This window comes from Paenarthrobacter sp. YJN-D (genome assembly GCF_015040335.1).
Taxonomy (GTDB): domain Bacteria; phylum Actinomycetota; class Actinomycetes; order Actinomycetales; family Micrococcaceae; genus Arthrobacter; species Arthrobacter nicotinovorans.
The window spans coordinates 1,776,030-1,799,738 of sequence record NZ_CP053549.1; the positions used below are offsets into that span (position 1 = coordinate 1,776,030).

Below are 23,709 nucleotides of genomic sequence, written 5' to 3' on the forward strand. Positions count from 1 at the left end.
CAGACGCGATTAGTCGCCCAGGCGCAGGCCCGTCTTGGTGTCGAACAGGTGCACGTGGCCGGACTGCGGACGAACGAAGATGGACTCGCCCTTCATCGGGGGGCGGCGGCCGTCGACGCGTGCGACGATGTCGTGGCTCTTGCCATCAAGGATGGTGTGGCCGTAGACGTAAGCGTCGGCACCGAGTTCTTCAACCACGTCAACCTCAACCTGGAGGCCTTCGCCGTTGCCGACGGTCTCGAGGTCTTCCGGACGGGAACCAACGGTCACGGTCTGGCCGTGGGCTTCCTGGAGAACGTCACGCGGCACGGGGTAAACGGTTCCGCCGAACTGGACGCCGCCGTCGACGACCGGCAGTTCCAGCAGGTTCATGGCCGGGGAGCCGATGAAGCCTGCAACGAAGACGTTCTTCGGGCGGTCGTACAGGTTGCGCGGGGTGTCAACCTGCTGGAGCAGGCCGTCCTTCAGGACTGCAACGCGGTCACCCATGGTCATGGCCTCGACCTGGTCGTGCGTCACGTAAACCGTGGTGACGCCGAGGCGGCGGGTCAGGGATGCGATCTGCGTACGGGTCTGGACGCGGAGCTTGGCGTCAAGGTTGGAAAGCGGCTCATCCATGAGGAAGACCTGCGGGTTACGGACGATTGCGCGTCCCATGGCAACACGCTGACGCTGACCACCGGAGAGAGCCTTCGGCTTGCGGTCCAGGTACTGCTCAAGGTCAAGAAGCTTGGCGGCTTCGCGAACACGCTCTGCGCGCTCTTCCTTGGAAACGCCGGCGATCTTCAGTGCGAAGCCCATGTTGTCCGCAACGGTCATGTGCGGGTACAGGGCGTAGTTCTGGAAGACCATTGCGATGTCCCGGTCCTTCGGGGGAACATCCGTGACGTCGCGGTCACCGATCAGAATGCGGCCGGCGTTCACATCCTCAAGACCTGCGAGCATGCGCAGGGAGGTGGACTTACCGCAACCGGAGGGTCCAACGAGGACCAGGAATTCGCCATCGGCGATGTCGATGTTGAGCTTATCGACGGCGGGCTTATCTGTGCCCGGGTACAGACGCGTAGCGTTATCAAAAGTAACTGTAGCCACAGTTATCAATCCCTTCACCGGCAGGTACGTGCCGGACGATCCGTTGTGAATGGTTCATTTTCTTCAGTTGAACTCCCCGGCCTGAGGCCGGGGAGGATCGTGTAACGCCGCACGGTACTGTGCGTCACATCACAACCAAGAGTATGTCAGACTTTTTGACTAACTACCTAAATGTTACGAACATCACATATGCAACTGCTCACATATCAGGCCTCTGCGGTGACCCGTCGGCGCTCCCGCAAAAGCGCTTCCAGCAACTCCGCCACGTGGACGGGAGCCTCCACCCGGTACTGTGCCTGGGTGTAATCCAAGCCAACCTTGATGCCGACGTCATCACCCATGAGCCTGCCCAGGGCGTCCTCATCCGTGACGTCGTCCCCGGCAAACAGGATGGCCGTGGCACCTGTCGCCTGGCGGAGGAACTCCACGGCTTCGCCCTTGGAAGCGTGGACCACGGAGGTTTCCAACACCCGCTTCCCCGTCTTCAGGTACACCCCCGGATAGTCGCCCAGGACCCGCGTGGCGGCCTCGACGGCGTCCTCCGCCACGTCGTCGTCGGCCATCCGGGTATGGAGGACCACCCCGGCAGGCTTGTCTTCGAGGACGGTCCCGGGGGCGATGTTCACGATTTCGGCAAGCACCTCACGGACGGCAGCCAGTTTCTTCCGCTGGTCCTCATCCAGTTCCAGGCCCAGGGATCCTTCGCCTAGCCACACCTCGGCGCCGTGGCTGCCGATCAGCAGCGTGTTGGCCGGGGGAGAGGCGACCCGCCGCAGACTGTCCAGGGCCCTGCCGGAGATGAGTGCCGTCGTCGTGCGTGGCAGTTCGGCGAGGCTCGCAAGCGCTGCAGCCGAACGCGGAAGGGGACGCGCGTCCTCGGCCCGGTCGACGATCGGCGAGAGGGTTCCGTCGAAGTCCAGCGCCACCAGCAGGTGCTCCGTGCCGGAAATACGACGGACGGCGTCCAAAAGTTCCGGTGACAGCGACAGGTTCTCAGCTGTCATCACGAACCACCTTCTCCTCCAATGCGGCCAGGAACTCGGCCGACCAATGATCGACATCGTGGTCCAGGATCTGCTTGCGCATCAGTTTCATGCGGCGGCGTGCTTCCTTCGGGGAGAGATTGATGGCGCGCAGGATGGTGGACTTGAGGCCGTCGATGTCGTGCGGGTTGATCAGCAGGGCCTGCTTGAGCTGATCGGCTGCGCCGGCGAACTCACTGAGGACCAGCGCGCCGTCGTCCTCGGAACGGGCCGTGACGTATTCCTTAGCCACCAGGTTCATGCCGTCGCGCAAGGCCGTCACCAACATGACGTCCGCAGCCAGATACAGAGCCACCATCTCTTCCACCGGGTAACTGTGGTGCAGGTAGCGCACGGCCGTGTTCTGGATGGTGTCGTACGTGCCGTTGATGTGGCCTACGGTGCCCTCGATTTCCTCGCGCAGAAGCCTGTACTGCTCCACGCGCTCCCTGCTGGGGCTGGCCACCTGGATAAGGGTAGCGTCCTCTACCTTGATATGCCCGTCCGCCAGGAGTTCCTCAAAAGCCTTGAGCCTGTGCCGGATGCCCTTGGTGTAGTCGAGCCGGTCCACGCCCAAGAGGATGGTCTTGGGGTTGCCCAGGTCCGTGCGGATCTGCCGGGCCCGCTCAATGATGTCCGGCCTGGCGGCGAGCTCGCGGATCTGGTCCACATCAATGGAGATGGGGAACGCCTGCGCCCTGGCGATGTGGGTCACTTCCCCGTCCGGGCCCTTCACATGAACCTGCTGCTGCTTCACGCTGGCGCCCAGGAAGCGGCGGGCGGAGCGCATGAAGTTGCCGGCGTCGCTGGGGCGTTGGAAGCCCAGCAGGTCAGCGCCAAGGAGGCCGTCGATGATTTCGCGGCGCCACGGCAGCTGGGCAAAGATCTCCGGCGGCGGGAAGGGAATGTGGTTGAAGAAGCCGATCTTGAGGTCCGGCCGGGATTCCCGCAACAGGCGCGGAACCAGTTGGAGTTGGTAGTCCTGCACCCACACAGTGGCGTCCTGTGCTGCGTGCCGGGCTACGGCGTCGGCGAACTTCCTGTTGACCTTGCGGTACGAATCCCACCAGGTCCTGTGGAACTCCGGCGGTGCGATGACGTCGTGATAGAGCGGCCAGATGGTCGCGTTGGAGAAGCCCTCGTAGAAGAGTTCAACGTCATCGCTGCTCAACTGTACGGGGATCAGGTCCATGCCTTCATGGCTGAACGGGCGCACGGTCTCATCCGGAGCGCCATGCCAACCTACCCACGCGCCGTCGGACTTGGTCATCATCGGCGCGAGCGCCGTCACCAGGCCGCCTGGCGAGCGGCGCCAGCCGTCCTTCTCATCGCCGTCGTCGCTGATCCGATCGACGGGCAACCTGTTGGAGACCACCATAAAATCGAACTTGGTTGCCGTGGGCTTCTTGACGGGGGAAGCCCGAACGCCTTCTTCGGTTGTGAGTTTCTCGCTTGCCAAATCCTGCATCAATGCTCCCTGGGGTTGCTGTGACTCAACTCCCAGCCTACTAGCGGAATCTTCCCCGGCGGTTGATCGTTCAACTACCGGGCGGACGGGTGCGCGGTAGAGCTCCAAGTTGGCTCCCGTAAACTGTCCCCGTTGCCCTAGCTATTCACTACGACGTCGAGTAACCCGAGGAACTGATGAGCCCCGCAAACGAATCCCGCCTGTCAAAGGCTGAACGCACCGCCCAGGCACGGGAAAAAGCGCGAGCAATCCGCGAAGAACAGTTGAAGAAGGAGAAGCGCAACAAGCTTCTGGTCGGCTGGGGCATCGTGGTTGCCATCGTCGTCATCATTGCCATAATCGCCGCAGTGGTCATCGGCAACATCCAGAACAACGCGCCGGTTGCAGACCAAGGCCCGACGCCGGCCAACGGCAACGTCCACGGCGGCGTCACGCTGCTGGCTGGCAGCGAAGTGGTGAAGTCGGAGCCCGGCAGCGTCAACGTCGCCGATGTTCCCTCCGCTCCCGCCACCAAGCCTGCCACGGTGACCGTGCCCGGCGGCGAAGCTGAGGCCGGCAAGCCCGTCAAGGTGATCGCCTACATCGACTTCATCTGCCCCGTCTGCAAGCGGTTCGAGACCACCTACGGAGAGTCCCTGACCAACCTCCGCAACGAAGGCAAGATCTCCCTCGAATACCGTCCCCTCGGGTTCCTGGACCTGCAGTCCACCACCAACTACTCATCCCGCGCAGCCAACGCCGCAGCATGCGTAGCGAACACCTCCCCGGAGAAGTACGCGGACTTCTTCAACCTGCTCTTCGAACGCCAGCCGGCCGAAGGCAGCGCAGGCATCTCCGACAAGGACCTGAAGGCCATGGCCACTGAGGTTGGCGCCGCCAATATCGACTCGTGCGTGGACAGCAAGCAGTTCCGTCCTTGGGTGAAGGTTGCCACGCAGGAAGCAGCCGCAATCGGCATCACCGGCACGCCGACCATCTTCGTCGACGGCAAGCAGTGGGACGGTTCCACTGACCTGAACGCCGAGATCCAGACCGCCATCACGGCAAAGGGCTAAGCCTTTATCTGACATCACGACGGCGGCCGGTCACCTTCTCGTTGAGGTGGCCGGCCGTTGTTGCTCAGGCAAATTTCGTTGACGGGGATGGTCTGGGCTAACCTTATCTAGCGCTCTTTCGCGCATGGTTCCGGGTAGCCGGAGCGTGCCTCCTTAGCTCAGTTGGCCAGAGCACCGCTCTTGTAAAGCGGGGGTCGTCGGTTCGAATCCGACAGGGGGCTCCACGAACCCCTCCATTCCGGCGAGTTTGCCCGGAACGGAGGGGTTTTTCGTGTCTGAAATGCAGGGCACTACACGTTTACTACACGCTTTCAAGAAGGCAGACGACACCAGCGGGCTCCCCAGCTGCATAGAGGGAGCCATGGAGCCAGAGAAGAAGGCCCTGAGGGCGACGACGGACCGAGACAACGTAGGGACGCTCAGGGATTACAAATAAGACCGTCGGCAGGTGTCAACCCATTCCGGTGGACACCAGGAACAACACCGGTGCCGGCTGTACTTCCGACGCGTCGAAGCATCAGAGTTGCAGAGGCAGTGTGCGAAGGACGGCCAAGAACCGGACTGATTCTGAGCCTTTGAACGGGACCGCCTGATGGGAAGGTCCAGCCTGCCGATTGGCACTTGGGGAACGATCAGCGCCGCGAAGGACGAGACGACAGGGAAGTGGCGGGCCAGTTGCAGGTTCCGCGGCTGGGACGGGGCCACTCGGACGTACAGCAAGTTCGGTTCGACCAAGGGCAAAGCCACAACCGCGCAGCCAACCCCACTTTGAACGTGCGACGACAGACGCGAGAGACCAGACTTGAAGCTGTCAGCGGTCTCCTGGCCGGCTGGGGTGCAGCTAGTAATAGAGCGTCTCGCCCGTATCGAGGCGCACAACAATGCCCCATGCCTTTGGCCTGCTCTTCCCCATCACAGCCCTTTCATCTGGCCTCAATCTTCGCACTCAGTATCGGGCCCGCAGGATTGGCAGGACGCACACTGCAGTGGCTCCTAGTATTGACACATATCCTTACCTAGGTATGGTTTAGTGTATGCAGAACATGAACGGGATGACCGTCGCGGAGGTGGGGGAGAGGCTCGGTATCACCCGCGCGTCCGTTCATGGCCTGCTCGGCTCTGGCCAGTTGACGGCCAGTGGCAGGGCTGGCCGTATGCTGCTCATCGATCGTCAGTCGGTGGAGCGCCTGGCCCTGGCCGGTACCCGTCGCGGCCGCGCCTGGACGGCCAGGATTGCTTGGGCTGCATTGGCGCTGCTCTCTGGCCAGAACCCCACCTGGATCAGTGCTTCGGAGAAGTCCCGGTTGAAGAGGCGACTGCGTGAGCTGGACGCCGACGCCGTTCGTGTTCTTGCCCGGAACAAGGACATAACCCATCGCTATAGGGCGACTTCGGACGGGCTGGCCGCACTTAGCGACCACCTGATCCCAAGTGGCGCCTCGGCCATGCGCGAGGAGTCCATTGCAGGGACCTTCGGGATGGCCGGCGGGAGCGGGACTGCAGAGGGCTATGTCATGATCGGCGACGTATCCGCCCTCGCGGACGCGTTCGGCCTGGTTGAAGATCCAGACGGCAACGCCATCATTCATGAAGTCGATTTGGATGAACCCTTTGCCGACGGCCGGGCGCCGGTGGCAGCGATCGCCGTGGACCTCATGGACTCACTGGCAACCCGCGAACGCAGCGCCGGACAACGCGTCATCAACGAACTGCTCCATGTCTGAACCTGAACTGGACGCAGTCGCCGAAGCGGAAGATGACCGCGAGACCTGGGACGTGCCTGTGCCTCCTGGAGGCTGGGGAACACCATGGCCACAGTGCGTGGAACTGGCCCGTGCCCTGCCGTCCACCCAATGGACGTTGGTCGGTGGGCTCATGGTGCAACTGCACGCTGCGGCCGCCGGTCTTGCCGTCTCCAGGCCAACGGCGGATGTCGACATTGTGCTGCACATCGAGACCGGTGCGGCGACGACGGCTGTAGTCAGCGCTGTCCTGAAAGGGCTCGGGTACACCCTGGAGAAGTCCATCTCTCATGACGCACCAGCCCACCGTTTCCTCCGTGGCAAGCAGCAGATCGACGTGATGGTGGCGGACCACCTGCCCCCGGCGAAGATACCGACCCTGGGTGGCCGCAAACCATTCCAGGTATCCGGCGGCACGCAGGCGCTGCAGCGGACGGTGAACTGCCGGATGAGCGTCGACGACGACGAACCGGTACTCATCAGCATCCCGAATGCCCTCGGGGCGTTGGTCTTGAAAGGCGCGGCCTACCGCGAGGACTCCCGCGACAGGGATCGGCACCTCGATGATGCCGTCGTCCTCTGCGCGACCATCAGAACACCGCTGGCCACGGCGGCCCAGATGAAGGGCAGCGATAGGTCAAGGGTTCTTTCCCTGCACAAAGAGCTGGCCGATCCGGGGCACCGATCGTGGCAGCTGCTGGACCCGGTCGACCGGACACCGGCGATGGACGCGCTGCGCATACTTGCCGCCAATCACAGCCTGCCGCCAGCCAACCGCCTCAAATCCGGCTGACAACGTCGAGGAGCGGCTGTCTAAAAACAATGGTCATAAAGTCCCGGCCATTGTTATTTGACGTAAGAGCAAAGCGCAGCCTGAAACTACGCACGGTCAAAGTTGAAGGGCTTGATGTGGCAGCATGCATGCTGTCGGGGCGATCAATCGCCCGTTCAGGAAGGGAACTCATAGTGCCACCGCGTCAAACACCTGCCCAAAAGTTGTCAGCGAAGCTATTGCTGGGCAATGAATGGGCGCCGATCACCACCCGGATGGGTTTCATCAACCTGCCCTTGGACGACAGCGCTCACGAGTGGCGGGTGTGGGCTCAAGGCCGTCCGACGGAAGGCGGGACAGGGGTTGGTGTCACTGAACTGAACGGCACGCTTCCCGAACTTTTCGAGAAACTCCTACCCCTCGACTGGAGCTATCGGTGGCTTCTTCTGGAGACGAGCAACCCGGAATGGACTGCCATCGTGGACAACTCCCGCGGAGGGTCCAACCTTCATGCCGCCCTTCACATGCATTTCCCGGACGCCTGCGGAATCACTACTGTCGAGGTCGAGGACGAACCCCGGAACATCAAACGGTTCGACGATGAACCAGGCCGAGGCCGTTGGGGTTCACGGACCTTCACAGTCCACGACAAGGAAGGGCTGAAGCGGTTCCTGAGCCTCAGCAACTTTGAGCCGTGGAAATTCAACCAGAATGGCGAGCCCTACGATTTCGAGGAAACGTCCAAGTACGAGGAACCGAAAACGACGGACCGGTTCACCCACGAGATGCTCGTCGAGTACTGCCGTCAGCTTGGACTGGAACCGTTCGAGGATGACTTCTACGTCCCGACCGGCCGCGCAGTGATGATCGAATTGCTTGGGGATTCCCGGGAACGGCTCGGATACACCTTGGCAGAAGCCAGAGCAGGCTACGAGGATCTGACCCAACGGGTCTGCCAGGAGCCGGTTGAATGGAAGCAGCTCCACCCGTCCGGCGTCGAATACCCGCCCTATGATGCGACGTTCCCGATGACCGGGTACAAGCGCTTTGCCAAGCCCACCCCTTGGGATGACGCCCGGACCGAATTTGAGCAAAGCCTGCAGCGGTACAGCTCTCATCCGGCGGAGGCATCCCTGAGCGTAGGCCTCGATGAGCATGGGACATTGGCCTACCCGACGTTTGAGATCACCAACCCGCGACTCAGTGTCCTGGTCGCCCCGACACTGCTGGAAGCGCCGGCAGCGGTGCGTGAGTACACGGCGGCGTTCATCAGCGTCCAGTACGAGAAGTTCAACGGTATGTCCGTCTACAAGGCGTTCTATCCGAACAAGAAGCAGATGGCCGTCATCCGGAAGCTCTACAAGGACCAGGGCCTGTACCCGTTCGACCAGCCATCCGATGGCGTCTACTACACACTGACGCTGGACAAGATGGTCCGCATGACGACAGACCTGAAACTGACATCGGAGCTCGTGGACTGGGAGAACACCATCGCTCAGGCAGGCCCCAATGAGGCGGCTGCGCCGGACCGGAGAAGCCACTCGAAGGCGTGGGACATCCGGCTGCACATCCAGGAGAACGAGGACGCCATCTGGAACGCCGAACTCGACGACCGCTGCGTGTGAGGTCTGCGCCTGACTACCACTGACCGGTGGCGTGCTCGGCCCAGTAGATGGCTCTGCGGACGGCCTCGGTCCCGAGGATCCAGCATAGAACGGCGGCGGCCAGGCAGATCAGGACGACAACAGACCCGGTGATGCCCCGGAGGACGTTACGGGGCCGGGCGAACACCGAGTAACCGGCCACTAAGGCAGCCACTGCCGCCACTGCGACGGACATTGCCATGACTGTTCGGCGGTAAGGGATCCGGTCCCTGTAGTAGGCGGCGGAGTGCTGGTCGGGCCAAAGATCGAACCCGGCCCACCAAGCACAGGATGTCGTGAAGGCCGTGAGGATCAGCAATCCGAAGGCGATTCCCAGCCATCCTCCGCCGGTGACCCGGCTCCGACGCGGACGCAGGACTATTTGAGGACCCATGCCAGCGATTCCGGGATGCTGAACGCCATGGTGTTGTCCTCGATGACAGTCAACGGTTCCATGTCAGTGCCATGCCACCAGTAGACGTGCTGGCTGAGGGGATGGGTTAGTCGGTCATACTGGGTCGCGGCCATCCGGGCCATGAACTGCAGGTCCTCGCTGGTGCTGCTTTCACCGAGGATGTGGAAGTTCAAGGCGGTGGCGGCCGGAGCGGAGATCAACATGCCGTGCTCTCCGACGTCCAGGTTCAGGGCTTCAACTAGGTCTGCCGGATAGACAGCCCACGTCGACTGGAAGTTCGATTCCGACATGATGCCGTACATGGAACCGCCGTCATCAGAGGTGATGTGCTGCGGCTGTCCGGTGCCTTCCAACAGCAGGTTCTGCCGTGCCACATCCCATGCGAGGTTCCCGATCCGTTCGAAGTCCGAATCGGTGAGGTAGGAGATGGTCTCGGGCCCGTCGTAGGCCATCAGAAGTGGCAGCCGTGCAATCCACCGAACATAGTTGAAGGATTCTTCAGCCTGCTCTGGGGTGACGGTCGCGGGGTCGATAATTTTCGCCCTGGTCCTCGAGGCGAGCTCCTCAACGCTCAAGTCCCTCAGGCTGGGCAGATCGTGTCCCCGGAAGCGCGTGTCAAAGTACTGGTTCAGGACGCTCTTCCATTCGCCTTCGGGCACCTCCTTGAGGATGCGGGCGACCGTTTCCAGGCCGTACTGGTATCCGTCCCCGCCGGAAATGTGATCGTCAGCGACAGTGGCTTGGCGGCCGGACTGGGCAAAAACCTCCGAACAAAGCCGTCGCATCTCTTCGCCCTGCGATTGGGTGAGGAAGGTGTACGTCCCGTCCTTAGCGGAGGAGGATTTGCGGCGGAATAGTGACATTGATCAGTTCCGTTTCTGCTGGTACGCCTGATAGTTTTGTGCGCTCTGTGGCGCAGCTTCCGACAGTCTAGGCAAAGAAACGGGTGATGCTCGCCAAAGGTCAGGATTCGGAATGTGGCATCGCAGCAGCGTCGTCACGCTCTGAAGCCAAGTGAAGCGTCTGCGGGAATTGGTAGAAGAGCTCGGGGTCGCCTTCATCTAATCCGAAGACCATGCCCGAGGAGACCCAGCCGCGGCGTGCGAGAAGGCGCTGCATGGTCCGGTTCGACAGATTGGTCGACGTGAAAAGCTTCGTATCCCGCTCCCTGGCCTCTACGTCGCCCATCAGCAACTGACCAATGCCCGCATTTCGATGCTGCTCTCCGACCACGATGAGCACCAGGAAGTCATTGCCGAAGAAGGAAGGCTCAACGACTGTGTAACCGGCGGGGGAGCCGCCACTTGTGGCGACTCTGACCGACCCGGACTCGAGCCATTTCCGGAGCTCTTCTCGACGTTTGCATCCTGCTGCGCGATCTGGTCGACCGCTACCAGGTCCTTAAAATGTTCGGCGGTCCCGTCCCCAATAATGTCCATGCTCCTCATCCAATCATCTTGTCCCCTACCCGGTCCGGATGGGGATGACCAGTCCGAGCGCAATGGCAACAATGCCGAACAGCAGGATGCTTGCTCCCAGAAGCACTACGAGAGATTTTCCGGGGAACCGGATGTTCGGGCGTCGTTCCTGAGCTTTGAGGTAGCGGGCGTGCACCGCTCGTTGAGCCTGCCGTCTGAAGATGAGAATGAGGGATCCTGCGAGGACGAGAGGAGCCCCCAAAAGCACTGCCGGCCAGAAGTTATCCACGGCAGCCGGCTCTAAGTGTTAGCGCCGGTCAGGAGCAGGACAATGATCGCTCCACCCATCAGGACGAATCCGGCGCCTACTGCCGCCGTCATCCCGGGGTTGGCCCGGGCCGCGACTTTGTCTCCGGCTTTGCCGAAGGTTGCTCGTTGAGCATCGGACATGAACCTGGTCAGGGACGTGCGTTTTACGATCATCAAGATACCGACGATCAAACCAATGCTTCCCATGACTCCCATGAAAATCTTCTCCACAGTCTTCTTCCCCCATTGAGTCGTTGCGTGGCAGGCACTCTTAGCCCACCCAGTGAAAAACCGTGAAGCCCGAGTCGTCGGGTGCTTCGAGCAGTCAGCTGTCTCCGGCCTGGGCGGCCCTCTTTAATTCGGCGATCCTCAGCCGGAGGAAGATGATGGAAAGGATCAAGGCGCACACGGCTAGGACGGCCACGGCGATGACGAAGACCGCGTATAGGATCCCGATGATTCCGAAAGTCGGACTTAAATCCATTGCTACCCCCCAATAGTCTTTGAGCCTCAATGCTATGCAAACCAAACGGCTCCGTGGCCCACGTGTGTCGTCAGTGTCGCTGCGGACTCGTCGGAGTCTTCGCTGAGCCTTTGCGGGATCGCCACAAGACTGAAATCACTGCCAGCGCCGTGAACCAGAGCCCGCTGGAGCCTTGTAGGGCCATGACTACGGAGACGACGAGGATCGTTGAGGCTATGGCGACGTAAAGCCAGCGTCCGGCTGTCATCGGATACGTCCCCTCTCTACTTGTCGGCGAGTTCGGTTGGCCGGCGGCGGAGGGTCTTGGCGATGTTGAGCTTGCTGGAGTACTGGATGGAGCCGTAACGGAACAGGTGGACTGCCAGGCGCAGGATCAGGACGCCCAGGATGAAGAGCATGGCGATGATGAAGATCGCTTCGCCGGTGCCGAGGGCTCCGAAGCCGTTGCGGAGCTTGGCCGTGACCGGGGCCGAGAGCGGGAAATACGTGAACACCTGCACGATGGGCGCTGTTGGGTCGGACAGGATGAGGCTGATTGCGTAGAACGGGATGAAGATCAGGGCCATGAGCGGGCCGAAGATGACCCCTGCTTCCTTGGCAGCGTTCAAGGCCGACAGTTGATGTCGTCAGCCTCAAACTGCTGTGGTGAAGTGAACTAACGTCCTACCGATCGCCGAGCTTCTCCAAGACCTCGGCAGGCGGCTCCGGTGTTGGCCGGTCCGCGGGGATGACGACCCAGACGATGCCGTGCTCGTCCTGTCGGGTGGTGGCCGCAAGTGTGCCTAGGGGTTCGGCAAGATTGATCGCTATGTCCCGCGCGTAGCCTTCGATGGTGCCGTCCGCTGAGGTGGGCGTGAACTCGAACCGGTGGCCCAGGATCGTGGTTGGGTCCATGGAGCGGCGGTGCACTACGCAGGCGGCCGGTCCGTCCTCCCAGATGCCGATGATCTTCACGTCCACGGTCCAGTAGCGGTCGACCGCGTCGTCTATGTGCTGAACCAGGTGCATGGCGGGCCAAGCTTTCTAAACAACTCGCGCCGAGCCGACGTGCCTTAACTATTCGAGACCAGAATGTTGGCGTGTACCTTGGTGAAGCCGGAAGCTTCCAGGTCTTTGGTGTCGTAGCCGTCTAGGACGAGAATGGATGTTTTCTGGTCAGGCCCTGACGCCTTCAGGATCTCTCCACGTCCTGAACCCTTTCCTGCGCAACTGGCGTGCCAGCCGGCGGGGTTTTCAACGGGATAGACAGCGAGGCATGAGGTAAGCCCTTCCTCATCCTGTCCGAGGAAGAATTTCTTACCGTTGGCCTCGGCGACCAAAAGTACTTTGCTCAGGTTTGTGTCGGGCCCGAAATTCACACCGTCGGGAAGGCTGTCGCTCGCTGTGGATTGACGCTCGAGCGCCTTGAAACCGGGTGCCTCGCCGGAACAACCCGCGAGAAACGAACTAACTGCGAGCGTCGTGACTAGGAATGCGAACTTTGGCTTCTTAATGGCGCTGCCCCCTCAGGCTCTTGTGTGTTTGATTCTAGCCACAACGCAGGAAAGCCCCGCCGATGGGGGACCGGCGGGGCTTCCAATTCAAAACTATGCCCGTCTGGTTCCACCACCAATTGGATTCGCTAACAGCATTTCGCTTGAATACGTAGCTGTCATTCGAGCTGAAGCAGACGGCCGGTCTGCGGAGTCAAAGGCGACGGAGGATCTCTCCGTCGCCTTTGACTCCTGCGTATAGGGACCGTCAGTGGGTTCGTTTTGCGTTACCGCGGGCAGCACGGCGTGCGATGCCCTTCGGGATGCCGCGTTTGGCTATGTAGATCAGCACTCCCACGACGATGAGAACGAGTATGACTACTGCGGCAATGATGAGGTGCCAGGCGGCGATTCCACCCATGGTGATCCTCCTTGGATAATTAGGACGAGTAGGTCATGTAGGCTCCGCCGAAGCCAACATTCAGCTGAACCCAGAAGTTGAACGCGAAGGGCGTACCGGCAGGATAGGCGAGGACGGTCAAGCGAGCCGTCGCGGGGGCCCCGGGTGTTTCATACTCTCGAGTTACCGCGAACTCCGTCTGTTCTGCGCTCGATGCTCCGCCGATGATGTAATCGGGGGAGTAGATGCTTCGAATGTAGTCGACATTGTTATCGACAGCGGAGTAGTCGGCGCGGAAGCCCATGTAGACCAGGCCCGCCCAGAAGTCGACCAAGCAATTGTCGTAGTTCTCGGTCGCTCCGACACGGTAGTACCCGCACTCGCTGATACCACGGGTTGTTATTTCGCCCTCTTGAGGCGCGGCCGCTGGCTTTTGAATTGACGTGACGTTAACGGAGCCGTCAGCGAACCGGGAAACAGTTTCTGTCTTGCCCGTCTTCTCGACGGTTTGGGTATCCACCGGCGTGGCCCCATTCAATGAGTCCCAGGTCTCACCACGCTGGTATTTGGCGACCAGTCTCTCCTGAGTTTCCGCCGTTACCTTGTAAAGGGTAAGGAACTCACGAGCCTGTTCCAGGGACTGGTTCACGTCTGAAACGGCCACTTTGGGTGCCGGCGACTGAGCAGCTGTTGCTGCCGGAACAGATGCCATGGTCAAACCAGCAGCAAGAAGAATTGCGGTTCCGAACGCGGATTTTTTCAAGGTATCCCCCAGTAATCTTGACTATTTTTCGGTCCGCTGCCGATCAGTCCAGTGTTAAGAGAGGATCTGAGGATTGCAAGTCAAGTCCCCCACTGCAGTGAAAGGTCCGCTGTGCCGGGTCATAGAGGGTGGGGTTGTGGCTTGGCACCACGAGCCTCGCGGAGCCGCTTCCCAGCGTCTGGAGGGAAGCACACGTCTCATAAGGCAGCGATGATTATCTCAGGTGTTTACGGGCTACGAGCCGCCGAGCAGGTAGTGGAGCCGGTCCCGCCTGCTGACCCCGTGGCGGCGTTGCAAGCCAGCCGGGCAGGTGGAGCCCAGCAGCCTTTCCGGACCACACTGTTCCACACCGGCATCAATTTGGGGCCGGTCACCATGACTGTAGACGTCCTAGGTGCCCGTCCCGAGTCTGTTCTGGAAGGGTGGGAGGACGTTCATGAAGTCTCAGCCAATCTTCCTGCAGGGCGGGTGGCCGCCGGCGGACCCATGGAGGAACTGACGGCCTTGGGAGAAATGGGGGAGGACGAATCCGGAGACTACAGAATCCGAGTGTCCGCTGTGGGCCGCGATGCGGCTCCCGACTTGGTCTCTTCGACAGCTGTTGAAGACTATCTGGTGCAGATCTGGCCTGAGGCGGTGTTAGCGCCGCGGGTTCTCTCCGCAACTTCGCAGCAGCGCCAGTATTGGGCGGCCAGGCTGGGCTAAGCGTGTGGTGGCGGAGCTACTTGAGCTCAGCCGCCACTTCGGCTCCCTGGGAAACTCTTGCGGAGAGGGCATGGCGCCTACATCTGGCGGACATGGGCACCCCTGCCCATATACGCCAGAAACCCCCGCTGATAGTTTCGCTCTATCCATACAGGACTATTTGGGGGAGTAACCATGAAACGCAGAATTGCCGCAGCATTGCTCGGATTGGGCATCGCAGGTTCCACACTCGTCGGCGGTGCGATTCCTGCCCAGGCGGCCACGTTGAGGGTGTACACCTATGAGTCACTTTCAACGTGCAACCAGGCCGCTGAATACTACGCCCAGCGCGGCACTATCGTTCAGTACTGCACCGTCATCAGCACCGTCAACGGTGTGCCGGTCAAATGGCGTCTGATGTTCAACATGTAGGAGTGTGCTGGCACGTCGCTGCCCGCCACGATGCCTTATTCAAGGACTGCAGCAGGCCCACTCCAGGCATGACACGATAAGGGACACGCCGTCTCGTAGGGCGAGGGATTCAATCTGCTCCGACCGATCGATCATGCAGATCTTGTGGGACTGGTGAGGGGTCGTCTCCCTAAGCCGAGTCACGTCGCCTATTCGCCCCAGCCTACGCAACGCACACGATGGAGCGGGCCCGACGAGAAGAAGAAGCGCTGCATGGACGTCAGCCGGGCTACTGGGGTTTGTACGATTTCAACTGGCTGATCTTCTGCCGTGTCGCCACGATCAGAGGGCGTGCCGCGACAACCCCTGCCTTCAAAGTGCCAAGAACCTTACTCCAGCTGCTGCGGAACGGCTCCCGGTCTCGCAGGTTTTGCGTCAGTCCCCATGTTGTTCGGGTGAAGTGCACGGCCATCACTACGGTGAACAGGGAAATCGCCAGGCCGGCAGCCGATGCCACTACGATCATCACGCCGGTGATGTGCACTAGGAGGACGGCAGGGATCACTACTGTGGGGGCGTCAAGAAGGTCCATATTCGTTTCTCGTTGGTTGGTCTGGTGGATCGGCTGTTGTGCGGTGTGGCCGTGGCTGGGCGGCGGTGTTACAGGTCTTTCAGCGGGCGCACCTTCATATTATTGAAAGTCTCGGGACGCTGTTCGGCACTAATGCCGGACGCTGGCCGCTGGCGTGGTCTTCTGACTAAGCTGCGTCAGGCCGGCGACAGCCAGCCCGGCGGTGAGAGCCAACGCTGCTACCCAGAGGGTCAAGCCGACGAGGTCGTGAACGGCCATTTGGGGGAGACGTCGGTCCGGTACAGCAACGACGCCAATGAACGCGCCAATGAGTCCGAAGTAACTGCCGGTCATAAATCGTTGGTGAGCGCGGATGTTGCCCTTACGGACGGACCACAAGCCCAGGGTCAAGGTGCAGAAAGTCAGCACAGAAAGTGCGTGAAGCCAGTTGAACCCGCCGTCGATGGTCCGGATCCCGAATGAGGTGAGGACAACGACGTACATGGTCGCCGCCCAGATGCGGCCCAGGATCTTGTGTGCTGCGGTGCCTTTGTTGCGCTTGAGCAGGTTTACGGCGCCGAAGATCAGGGCGTAGCCCGCAGCGATGGCGTGCAGGGCGATCAGGAAAGTCCACGGCGAAGGCATACGGCCAGCCTAGCGAGTCGGACGGGCAGTGACGGACTGCGGCAACATGGGCGCAATGATCGGAATCGCTGCCCTGTTCCGGCTCGAACGTCCGCGGTCTCTGGCGGCGATCACAATCGTGGCCGCTATATTGGTCAACTGGATTCTCCGGAGGCACACGGTAGTGGCAGCTACTCACTGCAGTTCCTTGCCTGCGTAGCCTTCGAGCGTTTTTATGGCGTGTACTCGCCCGGCCAGAACTCCTTGGCCCCTGTGGCAGCGGCCCGCAGCTGTCCGCCGTCGAGAATTAGAGAGCTTTCCTCGATGCCGAGGGCGGGCCATTGCGTGACCAGCCGAAGGTCGCCTTCCTCGGGAAGGGGCCACAGCCAGAGTGATCCCGAGCCGGCAAGTTCGTCGTCACCGCCACTGCCTCCACCGCCGTTGAAGGAGAGGACGGGAGCTGTGGGCTGCTGTGACGGGTCCATGTACCGGCCACCTCCGTGGGCTCCGGTGAAAGCGCGGGAACCGTCAGGGAGTTCTACGCCGAACAGCAGGAGCACATCCAGCAGATTTTGTTCGGGCTTCGGCCGGAACCCGTGCTGGAAGAACACGCCATTGAGGGCTTCCCATTCCTCGTCTGTCTCGTCGGCCCGGCGGATGATCCAGGTCAGATCGAAATTGCATCCGGTGGAGAACACTTCAACGCCCTTGACGGCGATCACCCTGGTGGGGCTGAAGTACAGGAACTGACCGATGTGGACCAGCGCGGGGAGCTCGTAGCGGGGTGTTCCGGACCATGGCGGGGGAACGAAGCGGCCTTGGCGCCCACGTTTGGGCTGGGTTGGAATGGGGAAATCCTGGAAGAAGGCCATGGGGTCCTTTGCTCGCTGGTTTCGACCGACCAGCGGAACGACCGATTGCGCGCGTCGTTGTGGATCCCCCAATCCGTCCTTCACGACGAGTCTAGCCGTGTAGGTCCGGATGCCGGCAAGAAGCTCCTTGTCAGTCTGCATTGACACAATGACTCGTGTCAGTCTAGCCTGACAGCATGGAAGCTGATGAACTCTCCGAGCAGATCCACTCCACCAACCCCGCCGTCGGATTGCGGGCCGTGGGTGCCCTTCACCGCCTGGCCGAGCAAGTGGAAGCCGTCCATGTCCGGGCGGCACGCGAGCAAGGCTGGACGTGGGAGCAGATAGGTGACGCTTTGGGTGTTTCCCGGCAATCGGTGCATGCCAAATACAGGGAATGACCAGTTACGGAGAATGACCAAGTACAGGGAATGAGTTGAGCAATGTTTGAGCAATTTACCCATGACACCCGCCGGATCGTGGGGTTTGCCATGGAAGAAGCACGCAGTCTGGGCGACAAGCGAATGGGAACTGAGCACCTGCTCCTGGGGGCACTCCACGAACGCGGCCCCGCTGATGTCCTGGGCGTCTCCCTGGACGATGCGCGGAAGGCGGCGGCCAGGCTTGACGCCGCTGCGCTGGACGCCATCGGCTTCAAAAGCAAGGGACTTGTACGGGCACCCATGCCAACCCGCGGAAGGAAGCCGCCTTTCAGCTCCGGAGCCAAGGAGGTCATGGCGAGCATGGTGAAATCTGCTGTGGATCAAAAATCCCGGAAGATCACCGCATCGAGCCTTTTACTCTCCCTGTTGGATCGGGAGGAGCATGACCCCGTGTCCGCCCTGTTCCAGGAGCTCAAGGTAAACCGTGAAGCTGTTCGAGAACGGCTGCTCTCCCAATAGTCCCGAAGAGAGTCCAAGTAGCGGGAGGCTCCAACGGGAGCAAAAAACGAGTACACATTACTCGTGTCCCCGCGGGTGGGAGCGACTTGACTGAATCCAGCGGATCCAAGCAACGGCCCATGACCCCCCTCGTCGGCCGGTGCTGCCAATCGGATCCGCGGCGCAGGGCCGGACGCATCTCCCAGAAGTGCTGTCCGGCCCTGACGCGAGGGCTGCGCGGCTGGGACGACGACGGCGACGCCCCAGCGTGTGGAGGCGTCGCCGTCGTGATGGTGCCAAGTGGCGCCTATGGCGTGGGGCTGCCCCCGTTGACGTTGAGGGTCTCGCCCACTACGTAGCTGGATTCCGCCGACGCCAGGAAGACATAAGCCGGAGCCAGTTCGGCCGGCTGCCCGGCGCGGCCCAGGGGAGTGGACTGGCCGAACTCGGGGAGCTCTTCCTTGGGTTGACCGCTGCTGACCTGCAGGGGAGTCCAGATGGGTCCGGGTGCAACAGCGTTGACGCGGATGCCCTTCGGTGCGAGCTGTTGCGCGAGTCCCTTGGTGAAGTTGTTGATGCTCGCCTTGGTCGTGGCGTAGTCCACCAGGGTGGGCGACGGGTTGTATGCCTGGATGGACGTGGTGTTGATGATCGTCGAGCCCGCCGGCAGGTGCGGGAGCGCCGCTTTTGTCAGCCAGAACATTGCATACACATTGGTTTTCTGTGTGTGGTCGAATTGCTCGTCCGTGATGTCGGCCAGGTTTTCCTGGGCAACCTGCTTTCCGGCGTTGTTGACCAGGATGTCCACGCCGCCCAAAACCGCGACGGCGGTGCCCACCAGTTCCTGGCAGGTCGCCGGGTCCTTGAGGTCGCCGGGGACTTTCACGGCCTTACGGCCTGCTGCCTCGATAAGTGCCGCAATCCGCGCGGCGTCCTCTTCTTCTTCGGGCAAGTAGGACAGTACGACGTCGGCCCCCTCACGTGCGAAGGCGATGGCGGTGGCTGCGCCGATCCCTGAGTCGGCGCCGGTGATGATCGCCTTGCGCCCCTTAAGCCGTCCGGTGCCGCGGTAGCTTTCCTCGCCGAGATCCGCCTTGGGCGTGAGTTCGGCGTCGAGGCCGGGCTCGGGCTGGTGCTGCTTTGGCGGGGAGATCTGCTCGTAGGCGGTGACCGGGTTGCGGAAGGTGTACTGGTCAGTCATGGTGGTCCTCCGGTTTCTTAGGCGTGGAACACGAAAGCTAAGTAAGCTTATGATTTCCAGCCTAGACACGTGAAGGCGTCCCTGCCAAACCGGGGAACCACCTCCCGTATCAAGCTGCTGTGTGCACCGCCACGGAAGCCCGTTCAACGGCGGGGCACGCGATTTTCACGGGGCCGTCGCCAGCGGCCTGATCCAGGCCGAGCAACATGCGGACGCCGGCCGCCCCGAGTTCGTAGTGCGGCAGGGAAACGGTGGACAACGGCGGGCGGAGGTGCGCGGCAATGACCTCTTGGTTATCGAAGCCCACAACGGCCATGTCCTCAGGAATGGCGAGCCCGTGTTCCCGCAGGCCATCGTAGAGGCCCATGGCCATGCGGTCGTTGTAGCAGTAGACGGCGGAAACGTTGAGCTTGAGCAGCTCCTCCGTCGCGCCGTAGCCACCTTCCTGGTCCGGGTACGCCTCCATCACCAGTTCCGGATCGAAGGCAATTCCCTCCGCTTCCAACGCCTCCCGGTAGCCCTCGAGCCGGCCGTCCTTGGCCGGAGCGGGAGTGGTGGTGTTGATGAAGGCGATACGACGATGCCCCCCGCGCAGCAGGATTTCCGTGGCCGATTTCCCGCCCTGGGCTTCATCGGGCACTACGGCGCGGGATGCCGGCGAATCCGGCGAAAAACAGTTGACCAGCACGAAGTCGGACTCACGAAGGGTTTCCGGAACTTCCGTGGCCCGGTGGAACCAGGTTGAGTACAGGATGCCGCGGACCTTGTACTCCAGCATCATGGCGATCGCGTCCTTTTCCAGGTCCACGTTTCCTTCGGTGTTGGCGATCAGCAGGGCGTAACCGTGCTTCCAGGCTTCGTCCTGCGCGCCGTGGATGATCTGCCCCGCGAACGGGGTGGTTGCCACGCCGTCCGCTACGAGTCCGATGAACTTGGAAGTTCCGCTGACAAGGTTCTTGGCCATCGCATTGGGCCGGTAGCCCAGGAGCTGGATGGCCTCCTGGACGCGCTGCCGTGTGTCGTCAGCGATGCGGGCGTTCTTCTTCTTGTTGATGACCAAGGAGACAGTTGCCGTTGAAACACCGGCTGCTTCAGCAACTTCGCGGAGGGTTACCGGATGGGCGCGGTCGCTGGTGATTGGAACATCGGCCGCGCTGCCTGAATTTTTCTCCTGCGAAATCATCTGTCCTCCATCAGGAGTATATCCATCCGCTGTGGTGGTCATCCCTTGCTCGCCCCGCTCTCAAGGCCCTGGATCATGGCCTTGTTCAACACCAGGAAGACCAGCAGCAGCGGTGTGATGGTCACGCAGACAGCAGCAAACGTTGCTGTCCAGTCCACCTTGCCCATGGCGCCGATGTAGTTCTGCAGACCGAGGGGAATGGTCTTGAGATCCTCGGAGAGGACAAAGGTGTTGGCGAAAATGAAGTCGTTCCAAATGAAGATGCTGTTGACCAGGACCACGGTCACCACTGTGTTCAGCGACAACGGCAGGGTAATCAGGCCGAAGATCCGGTACGGCCCGGCACCGTCCAGGGAAGCTGCTTCATAGGTTTCCCTGGGAATGTACTCAAAGAAGGACGAGAACAGGTAGATGGACATGGGCAGCGCAAAGCCGGCCAGGGGAATGATCATCGACTGGTAGGTGTCCAGCAGATTCACGGTGGAGTAGTCGATGAACAGGGGGACCAGGGCGATCTGGACGGGAACGATGATGCCCACCAGGAACAATCCCCGCACGAACCGGCTCAAACGGAAGCCAAGGACCTGGATGGCGTACGCGGCCATCATGCCGAACAGGACGATGAGAAGGTTGGCGCCCATGGTCACTATGAAACTGTTGAGGATGTTCCGGCCGAGGTCACCCGTCTCAAAAGCCCGGGCGTAGTTGTCCCAGGTCAGTGCGCTTGGCAGGGCGAACGGGTCTCCGGTGGCGAAGTCCTGTTCCGTGCGGAGGCTTGTCAGGAACAGCCAGGCCAACGGATACACCTGGACGATCACGATCAGCATGATCAGGACCCGCGAAAGCGTCCGGTACAGGCTTGGCTTGCGGCGACGCCGTTTGGGTGCCGGCGCGGACGGCGGAGCTGCCGGTGACTTGGTGGCCGGGGCTGTCTGGGCGATCATGAGTCTGCCTTCCGCTTGAGCATGAAAAGAATGAGGCCGACGGCGACGAGGCACTCGATCACGATGAAGACGGAGATGGTGCTTGCGTAACCAAAGTCCGTACTGGTGAACGCTGTCTTGTACATGTAGGTGGTGAGCAGCTCGGAGGATTGTCCGGGGCCGCCGTTGGTCATGAGATAGGGGATGTCGAAGCCGCGCAGGCCGTAGGTGGTGGCCATGATGGTGGTAGTGATCCAGACAGGGCGGATGTACGGAAAGCGGATCTTGGTGAAGAGCGTCCATTTGGAGGCGCCATCCAGGACGGCGGCTTCTTCAAGTTCCTTGGGAACGGCGATCAGTGCGGCGTAGATGATGAGCATGTAGAGCCCGGTGAATCGCCATCCCTCCGGGGCGGAAACTGCGGCAAGCACGGTATTCACATCGGAGAGCCAGGCGCGTTCAAAGGAACCGAGTCCCACCCAGTGCAGGAGCTGGTTGAGCAGGCCGACGGGATCGATGGAGTAGATGCGCACGAACAGGAAGGCGATCGCCACAGTGGAGATGACCGCGGGCAGCAGGTACAGGGTCTTGATGAGCTCCCGACCCCGGCGCAGCGAGGTCAACAGGCTGGCGACAACCAGGGCGCCGCCAAGTTGCAGGACCAGGCAGATGGCCAGGTAGAGGAGCGCGTTGAAGAAGGAGCGCCAGAAAACATCATCGGCGGTGAGCATGCGGACGTAGTTCTGGAGCCCGACGAACTCCATGTCGCTGATGCCGTTCCAGGAAAAGAAGCTGAGAAACAGGGATTGCAGGATGGGGAACAGCACGGCTGCGCAGTACAGCAGCAGTGGAGGGAGCAGGAAGACCAGGACGGACGTCCTTGACCGGTTGGGAAGCATGGCGGGGCCTTTCGGGCGGGGGGCCTTGCGACCCCCCGCTGCTACGTTTACTTGAAGAACTTGGGCGCGTTCTGCTTGATGGCGTCGTTCATCGTGCTGGTGAACTGTTCGGGAGTGATGTTGCCTTGGACCAGCAGGACCAGCTCTTGCTGGAGCCTGCCGTTGGTGGTCGGGTCCAACTGCGTATCCCACGGCATGGCCTGCTTGTCACCAAGATCGTTGGCCGTCTCCAGCGCTTTCTTGTAGAGCGGGGTGGCGTTGGCCGGGATTGCCGTCTGAACATTGGTGGTGGGGGACAGTGCGCCGGTGGCCGCGTACTCGGACGGGTACTTCTCCAGGGCGAACTTCAGGAAGTCGCTGACCAACGGATCGTAGGTCTTCGAGTTCACGGCCATGCCGATGCCGGACGGTGAGACGAACTCGTTGGGCGCGGTCACGGACCCCTCAGTGGTGGGAAGGGTGAAGAAATCTATGTTGTCCCGGACTGCCGGGTTGAGCTTGTCCGTGGCAAGGCTAGGCAGCTCCCACGTTCCGATGTTGTACATGGCCGCCTGGCCGGACGTGAACTGGTTCTGCGCGTCCGAGTATCCCTGCGAAGAGAACCCGTCCTGGAAGCAATTGGCCTTGCCGAGATCAGCCATCCACTTGACTGTCTTCTGGCCCGGGGCGTCGGAGAATGAGGACTCGCCCTTCTTCAGTTTCTGCACGAAGTCAGGACCGGCTTCGCGGAAGGGCTGGTAGGCAACGTAGCGTTCCAGCGGCCACTGGTCCTGCCCGTCAATGGCGATCGGGGTGATCCCGGCCTTCCTCAAAGCCGTGCACATGGCCGGGATGTCATCGAGGGACTTGGGGATGGAAACGCCGGCCTTCTCCAGGAGGGCTTTGTTGTACCACATGAATTCCAGCTCGAATTGGAACGGAATCATGTAGAGCGAACCGTCGTCGAAACGCTGGTAGTCCAAGGCGCCCGGACGGTAGTCGTCGTAGAGGTTCAAGGATTTCAACAGCTTGTCAGCGTCCACCATCTTGCCTTGCTTCGCCAGTTGCTGGGCGAACGGGGTGGCGTCGGTGTCGAAAAGTTCAGGAAGCTTGTTCGCTGCAGCCAGGGTCTCGAGCTTCTGGATGTAGGACGGCCGGTCCGGTGTGGTGATGAGGTTCAGCGCGAAGCCGGGGTGGTCCTTGGCGTAGTCATCGGCGAGCTTCTTCATGATGTTGATGACTGCGCCGTCGGCGGGCCTGGAGAGCAGCCACGAGATTTCGCGGGGTTTGATCTCGCCGGTGGGGCTGACATTGGCAGGGTCGGCGGTGCTTCCTCCGCCGCCGCAGGCTGTCAATGCCAGTGCGGCTGCGGCTGCGACGGCGGCAACGCGGAGTAGTTTTTTCATTGCGGCAATCTCCCTTGATTGGAACAGAGGTTGGGGTTGGG

The 23,709-nt window shown here is 61.3% G+C and carries 29 protein-coding genes, 1 tRNA gene and 1 pseudogene; 9 read left to right on the forward strand and 22 right to left on the reverse strand.

The features are described from left to right. Positions 1–9 precede the first annotated feature (9 nt). The 3 genes from HMI60_RS08365 to HMI60_RS08375 all read right to left on the reverse strand — a co-directional run bounded on the left by HMI60_RS08365 (position 10) and on the right by HMI60_RS08375 (position 3,582). A complete protein-coding gene (locus tag HMI60_RS08365; protein ID WP_018779877.1) occupies positions 10–1,092 on the reverse strand; it encodes an ABC transporter ATP-binding protein in 1,083 nt (360 codons plus the stop codon). Positions 1,093–1,298: 206 nt separating this feature from the next. Then, the gene (gene otsB / locus HMI60_RS08370; RefSeq protein WP_193590942.1) at positions 1,299–2,096 is read right to left on the reverse strand and encodes a trehalose-phosphatase; all 798 of its coding nucleotides are present in this window, start codon (positions 2,094–2,096) and stop codon (positions 1,299–1,301) included. Then, a complete protein-coding gene (locus HMI60_RS08375) occupies positions 2,086–3,582 on the reverse strand; it encodes a trehalose-6-phosphate synthase (protein ID WP_064723542.1) in 1,497 nt (498 codons plus the stop codon). Before HMI60_RS08375 ends, otsB begins: the two co-directional genes overlap by 11 nt. A 176-nt stretch (positions 3,583–3,758) precedes the next feature. On the opposite strand from HMI60_RS08375, the gene HMI60_RS08380 reads away from it, so the two are divergent. From HMI60_RS08380 to HMI60_RS08400, 5 genes are all read left to right on the forward strand, one after another. Next, complete coding sequence (locus HMI60_RS08380) at positions 3,759–4,637, forward strand: thioredoxin domain-containing protein (protein ID WP_018779880.1); 879 nt, start codon at positions 3,759–3,761, stop codon at positions 4,635–4,637. Between the two features lie 147 nt (positions 4,638–4,784). Next, positions 4,785–4,861: transfer RNA gene (locus HMI60_RS08385), tRNA-Thr, on the forward strand. Between the two features lie 810 nt (positions 4,862–5,671). Then, positions 5,672–6,361: a helix-turn-helix domain-containing protein gene (locus HMI60_RS08390; RefSeq protein ID WP_079582571.1), complete on the forward strand. Its 690-nt coding sequence runs from the start codon at positions 5,672–5,674 to the stop codon at positions 6,359–6,361. Next, positions 6,354–7,172, forward strand: coding sequence for a hypothetical protein (locus HMI60_RS08395; protein WP_110506117.1), 819 nt, complete (start codon positions 6,354–6,356; stop codon positions 7,170–7,172). Before HMI60_RS08390 ends, HMI60_RS08395 begins: the two co-directional genes overlap by 8 nt. Positions 7,173–7,345: 173 nt before the next feature. Further along, positions 7,346–8,776 carry a hypothetical protein gene (locus HMI60_RS08400; RefSeq protein ID WP_193590943.1) on the forward strand — a complete coding sequence of 477 codons (1,431 nt, stop codon included), beginning with the start codon at positions 7,346–7,348 and terminating at the stop codon, positions 8,774–8,776. Between the two features lie 13 nt (positions 8,777–8,789). Here HMI60_RS08400 and HMI60_RS21020 read toward each other — a convergent pair whose 3' ends face one another. From HMI60_RS21020 to HMI60_RS08455, 11 genes and pseudogenes are all read right to left on the reverse strand, one after another. Then, positions 8,790–9,188, reverse strand: a complete 399-nt coding sequence (locus HMI60_RS21020; RefSeq protein ID WP_227453685.1) for a hypothetical protein — start codon at positions 9,186–9,188, stop codon at positions 8,790–8,792. Then, complete coding sequence (locus HMI60_RS08410; RefSeq protein WP_193590944.1) at positions 9,173–10,072, reverse strand: hypothetical protein; 900 nt, start codon at positions 10,070–10,072, stop codon at positions 9,173–9,175. The genes HMI60_RS21020 and HMI60_RS08410 overlap by 16 nt, the downstream gene beginning before the upstream one ends. 100 nt (positions 10,073–10,172) lie before the next feature. Then, positions 10,173–10,541, reverse strand: a pseudogene (locus HMI60_RS08415) (N-acetyltransferase family protein); the annotation flags it as partial. 132 nt (positions 10,542–10,673) lie between these two features. Then, the gene (locus HMI60_RS08420; protein ID WP_146230331.1) at positions 10,674–10,916 is read right to left on the reverse strand and encodes a hypothetical protein; all 243 of its coding nucleotides are present in this window, start codon (positions 10,914–10,916) and stop codon (positions 10,674–10,676) included. A gap of 11 nt (positions 10,917–10,927) precedes the next feature. Beyond that, complete coding sequence (locus HMI60_RS08425) at positions 10,928–11,167, reverse strand: hypothetical protein (RefSeq protein ID WP_039239864.1); 240 nt, start codon at positions 11,165–11,167, stop codon at positions 10,928–10,930. 94 nt (positions 11,168–11,261) lie between these two features. Continuing rightward, complete coding sequence (locus tag HMI60_RS08430) at positions 11,262–11,420, reverse strand: hypothetical protein (protein ID WP_193590945.1); 159 nt, start codon at positions 11,418–11,420, stop codon at positions 11,262–11,264. A gap of 263 nt (positions 11,421–11,683) precedes the next feature. After that, positions 11,684–12,028 (reverse strand): hypothetical protein, encoded by a 345-nt coding sequence (locus HMI60_RS08435; RefSeq protein ID WP_227453686.1) that lies wholly within the window; start codon positions 12,026–12,028, stop codon positions 11,684–11,686. A 55-nt stretch (positions 12,029–12,083) separates the two neighbouring features. Then, positions 12,084–12,428: a hypothetical protein gene (locus tag HMI60_RS08440; RefSeq protein ID WP_079582573.1), complete on the reverse strand. Its 345-nt coding sequence runs from the start codon at positions 12,426–12,428 to the stop codon at positions 12,084–12,086. 44 nt (positions 12,429–12,472) lie between these two features. Continuing rightward, positions 12,473–12,778, reverse strand: coding sequence for a hypothetical protein (locus HMI60_RS08445; RefSeq protein WP_227453687.1), 306 nt, complete (start codon positions 12,776–12,778; stop codon positions 12,473–12,475). Positions 12,779–13,160: 382 nt separating this feature from the next. Further along, positions 13,161–13,313, reverse strand: a complete 153-nt coding sequence (locus HMI60_RS08450; RefSeq protein ID WP_018779902.1) for a hypothetical protein — start codon at positions 13,311–13,313, stop codon at positions 13,161–13,163. A gap of 19 nt (positions 13,314–13,332) precedes the next feature. After that, positions 13,333–14,055 carry a hypothetical protein gene (locus tag HMI60_RS08455; RefSeq protein ID WP_144027694.1) on the reverse strand — a complete coding sequence of 241 codons (723 nt, stop codon included), beginning with the start codon at positions 14,053–14,055 and terminating at the stop codon, positions 13,333–13,335. A gap of 210 nt (positions 14,056–14,265) precedes the next feature. On the opposite strand from HMI60_RS08455, the gene HMI60_RS08460 reads away from it, so the two are divergent. After that, positions 14,266–14,760: a hypothetical protein gene (locus HMI60_RS08460; RefSeq protein WP_079582575.1), complete on the forward strand. Its 495-nt coding sequence runs from the start codon at positions 14,266–14,268 to the stop codon at positions 14,758–14,760. A gap of 174 nt (positions 14,761–14,934) precedes the next feature. After that, entirely contained in the window at positions 14,935–15,171 is a 237-nt protein-coding gene (locus HMI60_RS08465; protein ID WP_018779905.1) for a hypothetical protein, read from the forward strand. Positions 15,172–15,439: 268 nt separating this feature from the next. Here the strand turns inward: HMI60_RS08465 and HMI60_RS08470 are convergent, their stop codons facing one another. The 3 genes from HMI60_RS08470 to HMI60_RS08480 form a co-directional block, all read right to left on the reverse strand. Next, positions 15,440–15,742 (reverse strand): hypothetical protein, encoded by a 303-nt coding sequence (locus tag HMI60_RS08470; protein ID WP_193590946.1) that lies wholly within the window; start codon positions 15,740–15,742, stop codon positions 15,440–15,442. A gap of 129 nt (positions 15,743–15,871) precedes the next feature. Further along, positions 15,872–16,366: a DUF2306 domain-containing protein gene (locus HMI60_RS08475; RefSeq protein WP_193590947.1), complete on the reverse strand. Its 495-nt coding sequence runs from the start codon at positions 16,364–16,366 to the stop codon at positions 15,872–15,874. Between the two features lie 212 nt (positions 16,367–16,578). Further along, positions 16,579–17,358 (reverse strand): hypothetical protein, encoded by a 780-nt coding sequence (locus tag HMI60_RS08480; RefSeq protein ID WP_227453688.1) that lies wholly within the window; start codon positions 17,356–17,358, stop codon positions 16,579–16,581. Between the two features lie 35 nt (positions 17,359–17,393). Between HMI60_RS08480 and HMI60_RS08485 the strand changes: the two genes are divergently transcribed. Continuing rightward, positions 17,394–17,597: a helix-turn-helix domain-containing protein gene (locus HMI60_RS08485; RefSeq protein ID WP_039239890.1), complete on the forward strand. Its 204-nt coding sequence runs from the start codon at positions 17,394–17,396 to the stop codon at positions 17,595–17,597. 42 nt (positions 17,598–17,639) lie between these two features. Next, positions 17,640–18,098 carry a Clp protease N-terminal domain-containing protein gene (locus tag HMI60_RS08490; protein WP_079582578.1) on the forward strand — a complete coding sequence of 153 codons (459 nt, stop codon included), beginning with the start codon at positions 17,640–17,642 and terminating at the stop codon, positions 18,096–18,098. Positions 18,099–18,384: 286 nt separating this feature from the next. Here HMI60_RS08490 and HMI60_RS08495 read toward each other — a convergent pair whose 3' ends face one another. The 5 genes from HMI60_RS08495 to HMI60_RS08515 form a co-directional block, all read right to left on the reverse strand. Then, positions 18,385–19,278 (reverse strand): glucose 1-dehydrogenase, encoded by an 894-nt coding sequence (locus HMI60_RS08495; protein WP_193590948.1) that lies wholly within the window; start codon positions 19,276–19,278, stop codon positions 18,385–18,387. Between the two features lie 109 nt (positions 19,279–19,387). Beyond that, positions 19,388–20,461 carry a LacI family DNA-binding transcriptional regulator gene (locus tag HMI60_RS08500; protein ID WP_193590949.1) on the reverse strand — a complete coding sequence of 358 codons (1,074 nt, stop codon included), beginning with the start codon at positions 20,459–20,461 and terminating at the stop codon, positions 19,388–19,390. 38 nt (positions 20,462–20,499) lie between these two features. Then, positions 20,500–21,405 (reverse strand): carbohydrate ABC transporter permease, encoded by a 906-nt coding sequence (locus HMI60_RS08505; protein ID WP_039239893.1) that lies wholly within the window; start codon positions 21,403–21,405, stop codon positions 20,500–20,502. After that, positions 21,402–22,283 carry a carbohydrate ABC transporter permease gene (locus tag HMI60_RS08510; RefSeq protein ID WP_018779914.1) on the reverse strand — a complete coding sequence of 294 codons (882 nt, stop codon included), beginning with the start codon at positions 22,281–22,283 and terminating at the stop codon, positions 21,402–21,404. The genes HMI60_RS08505 and HMI60_RS08510 overlap by 4 nt, the downstream gene beginning before the upstream one ends. A 47-nt stretch (positions 22,284–22,330) precedes the next feature. Continuing rightward, positions 22,331–23,668, reverse strand: a complete 1,338-nt coding sequence (locus HMI60_RS08515; protein WP_193590950.1) for an ABC transporter substrate-binding protein — start codon at positions 23,666–23,668, stop codon at positions 22,331–22,333. Positions 23,669–23,709: the final 41 nt, after the last annotated feature.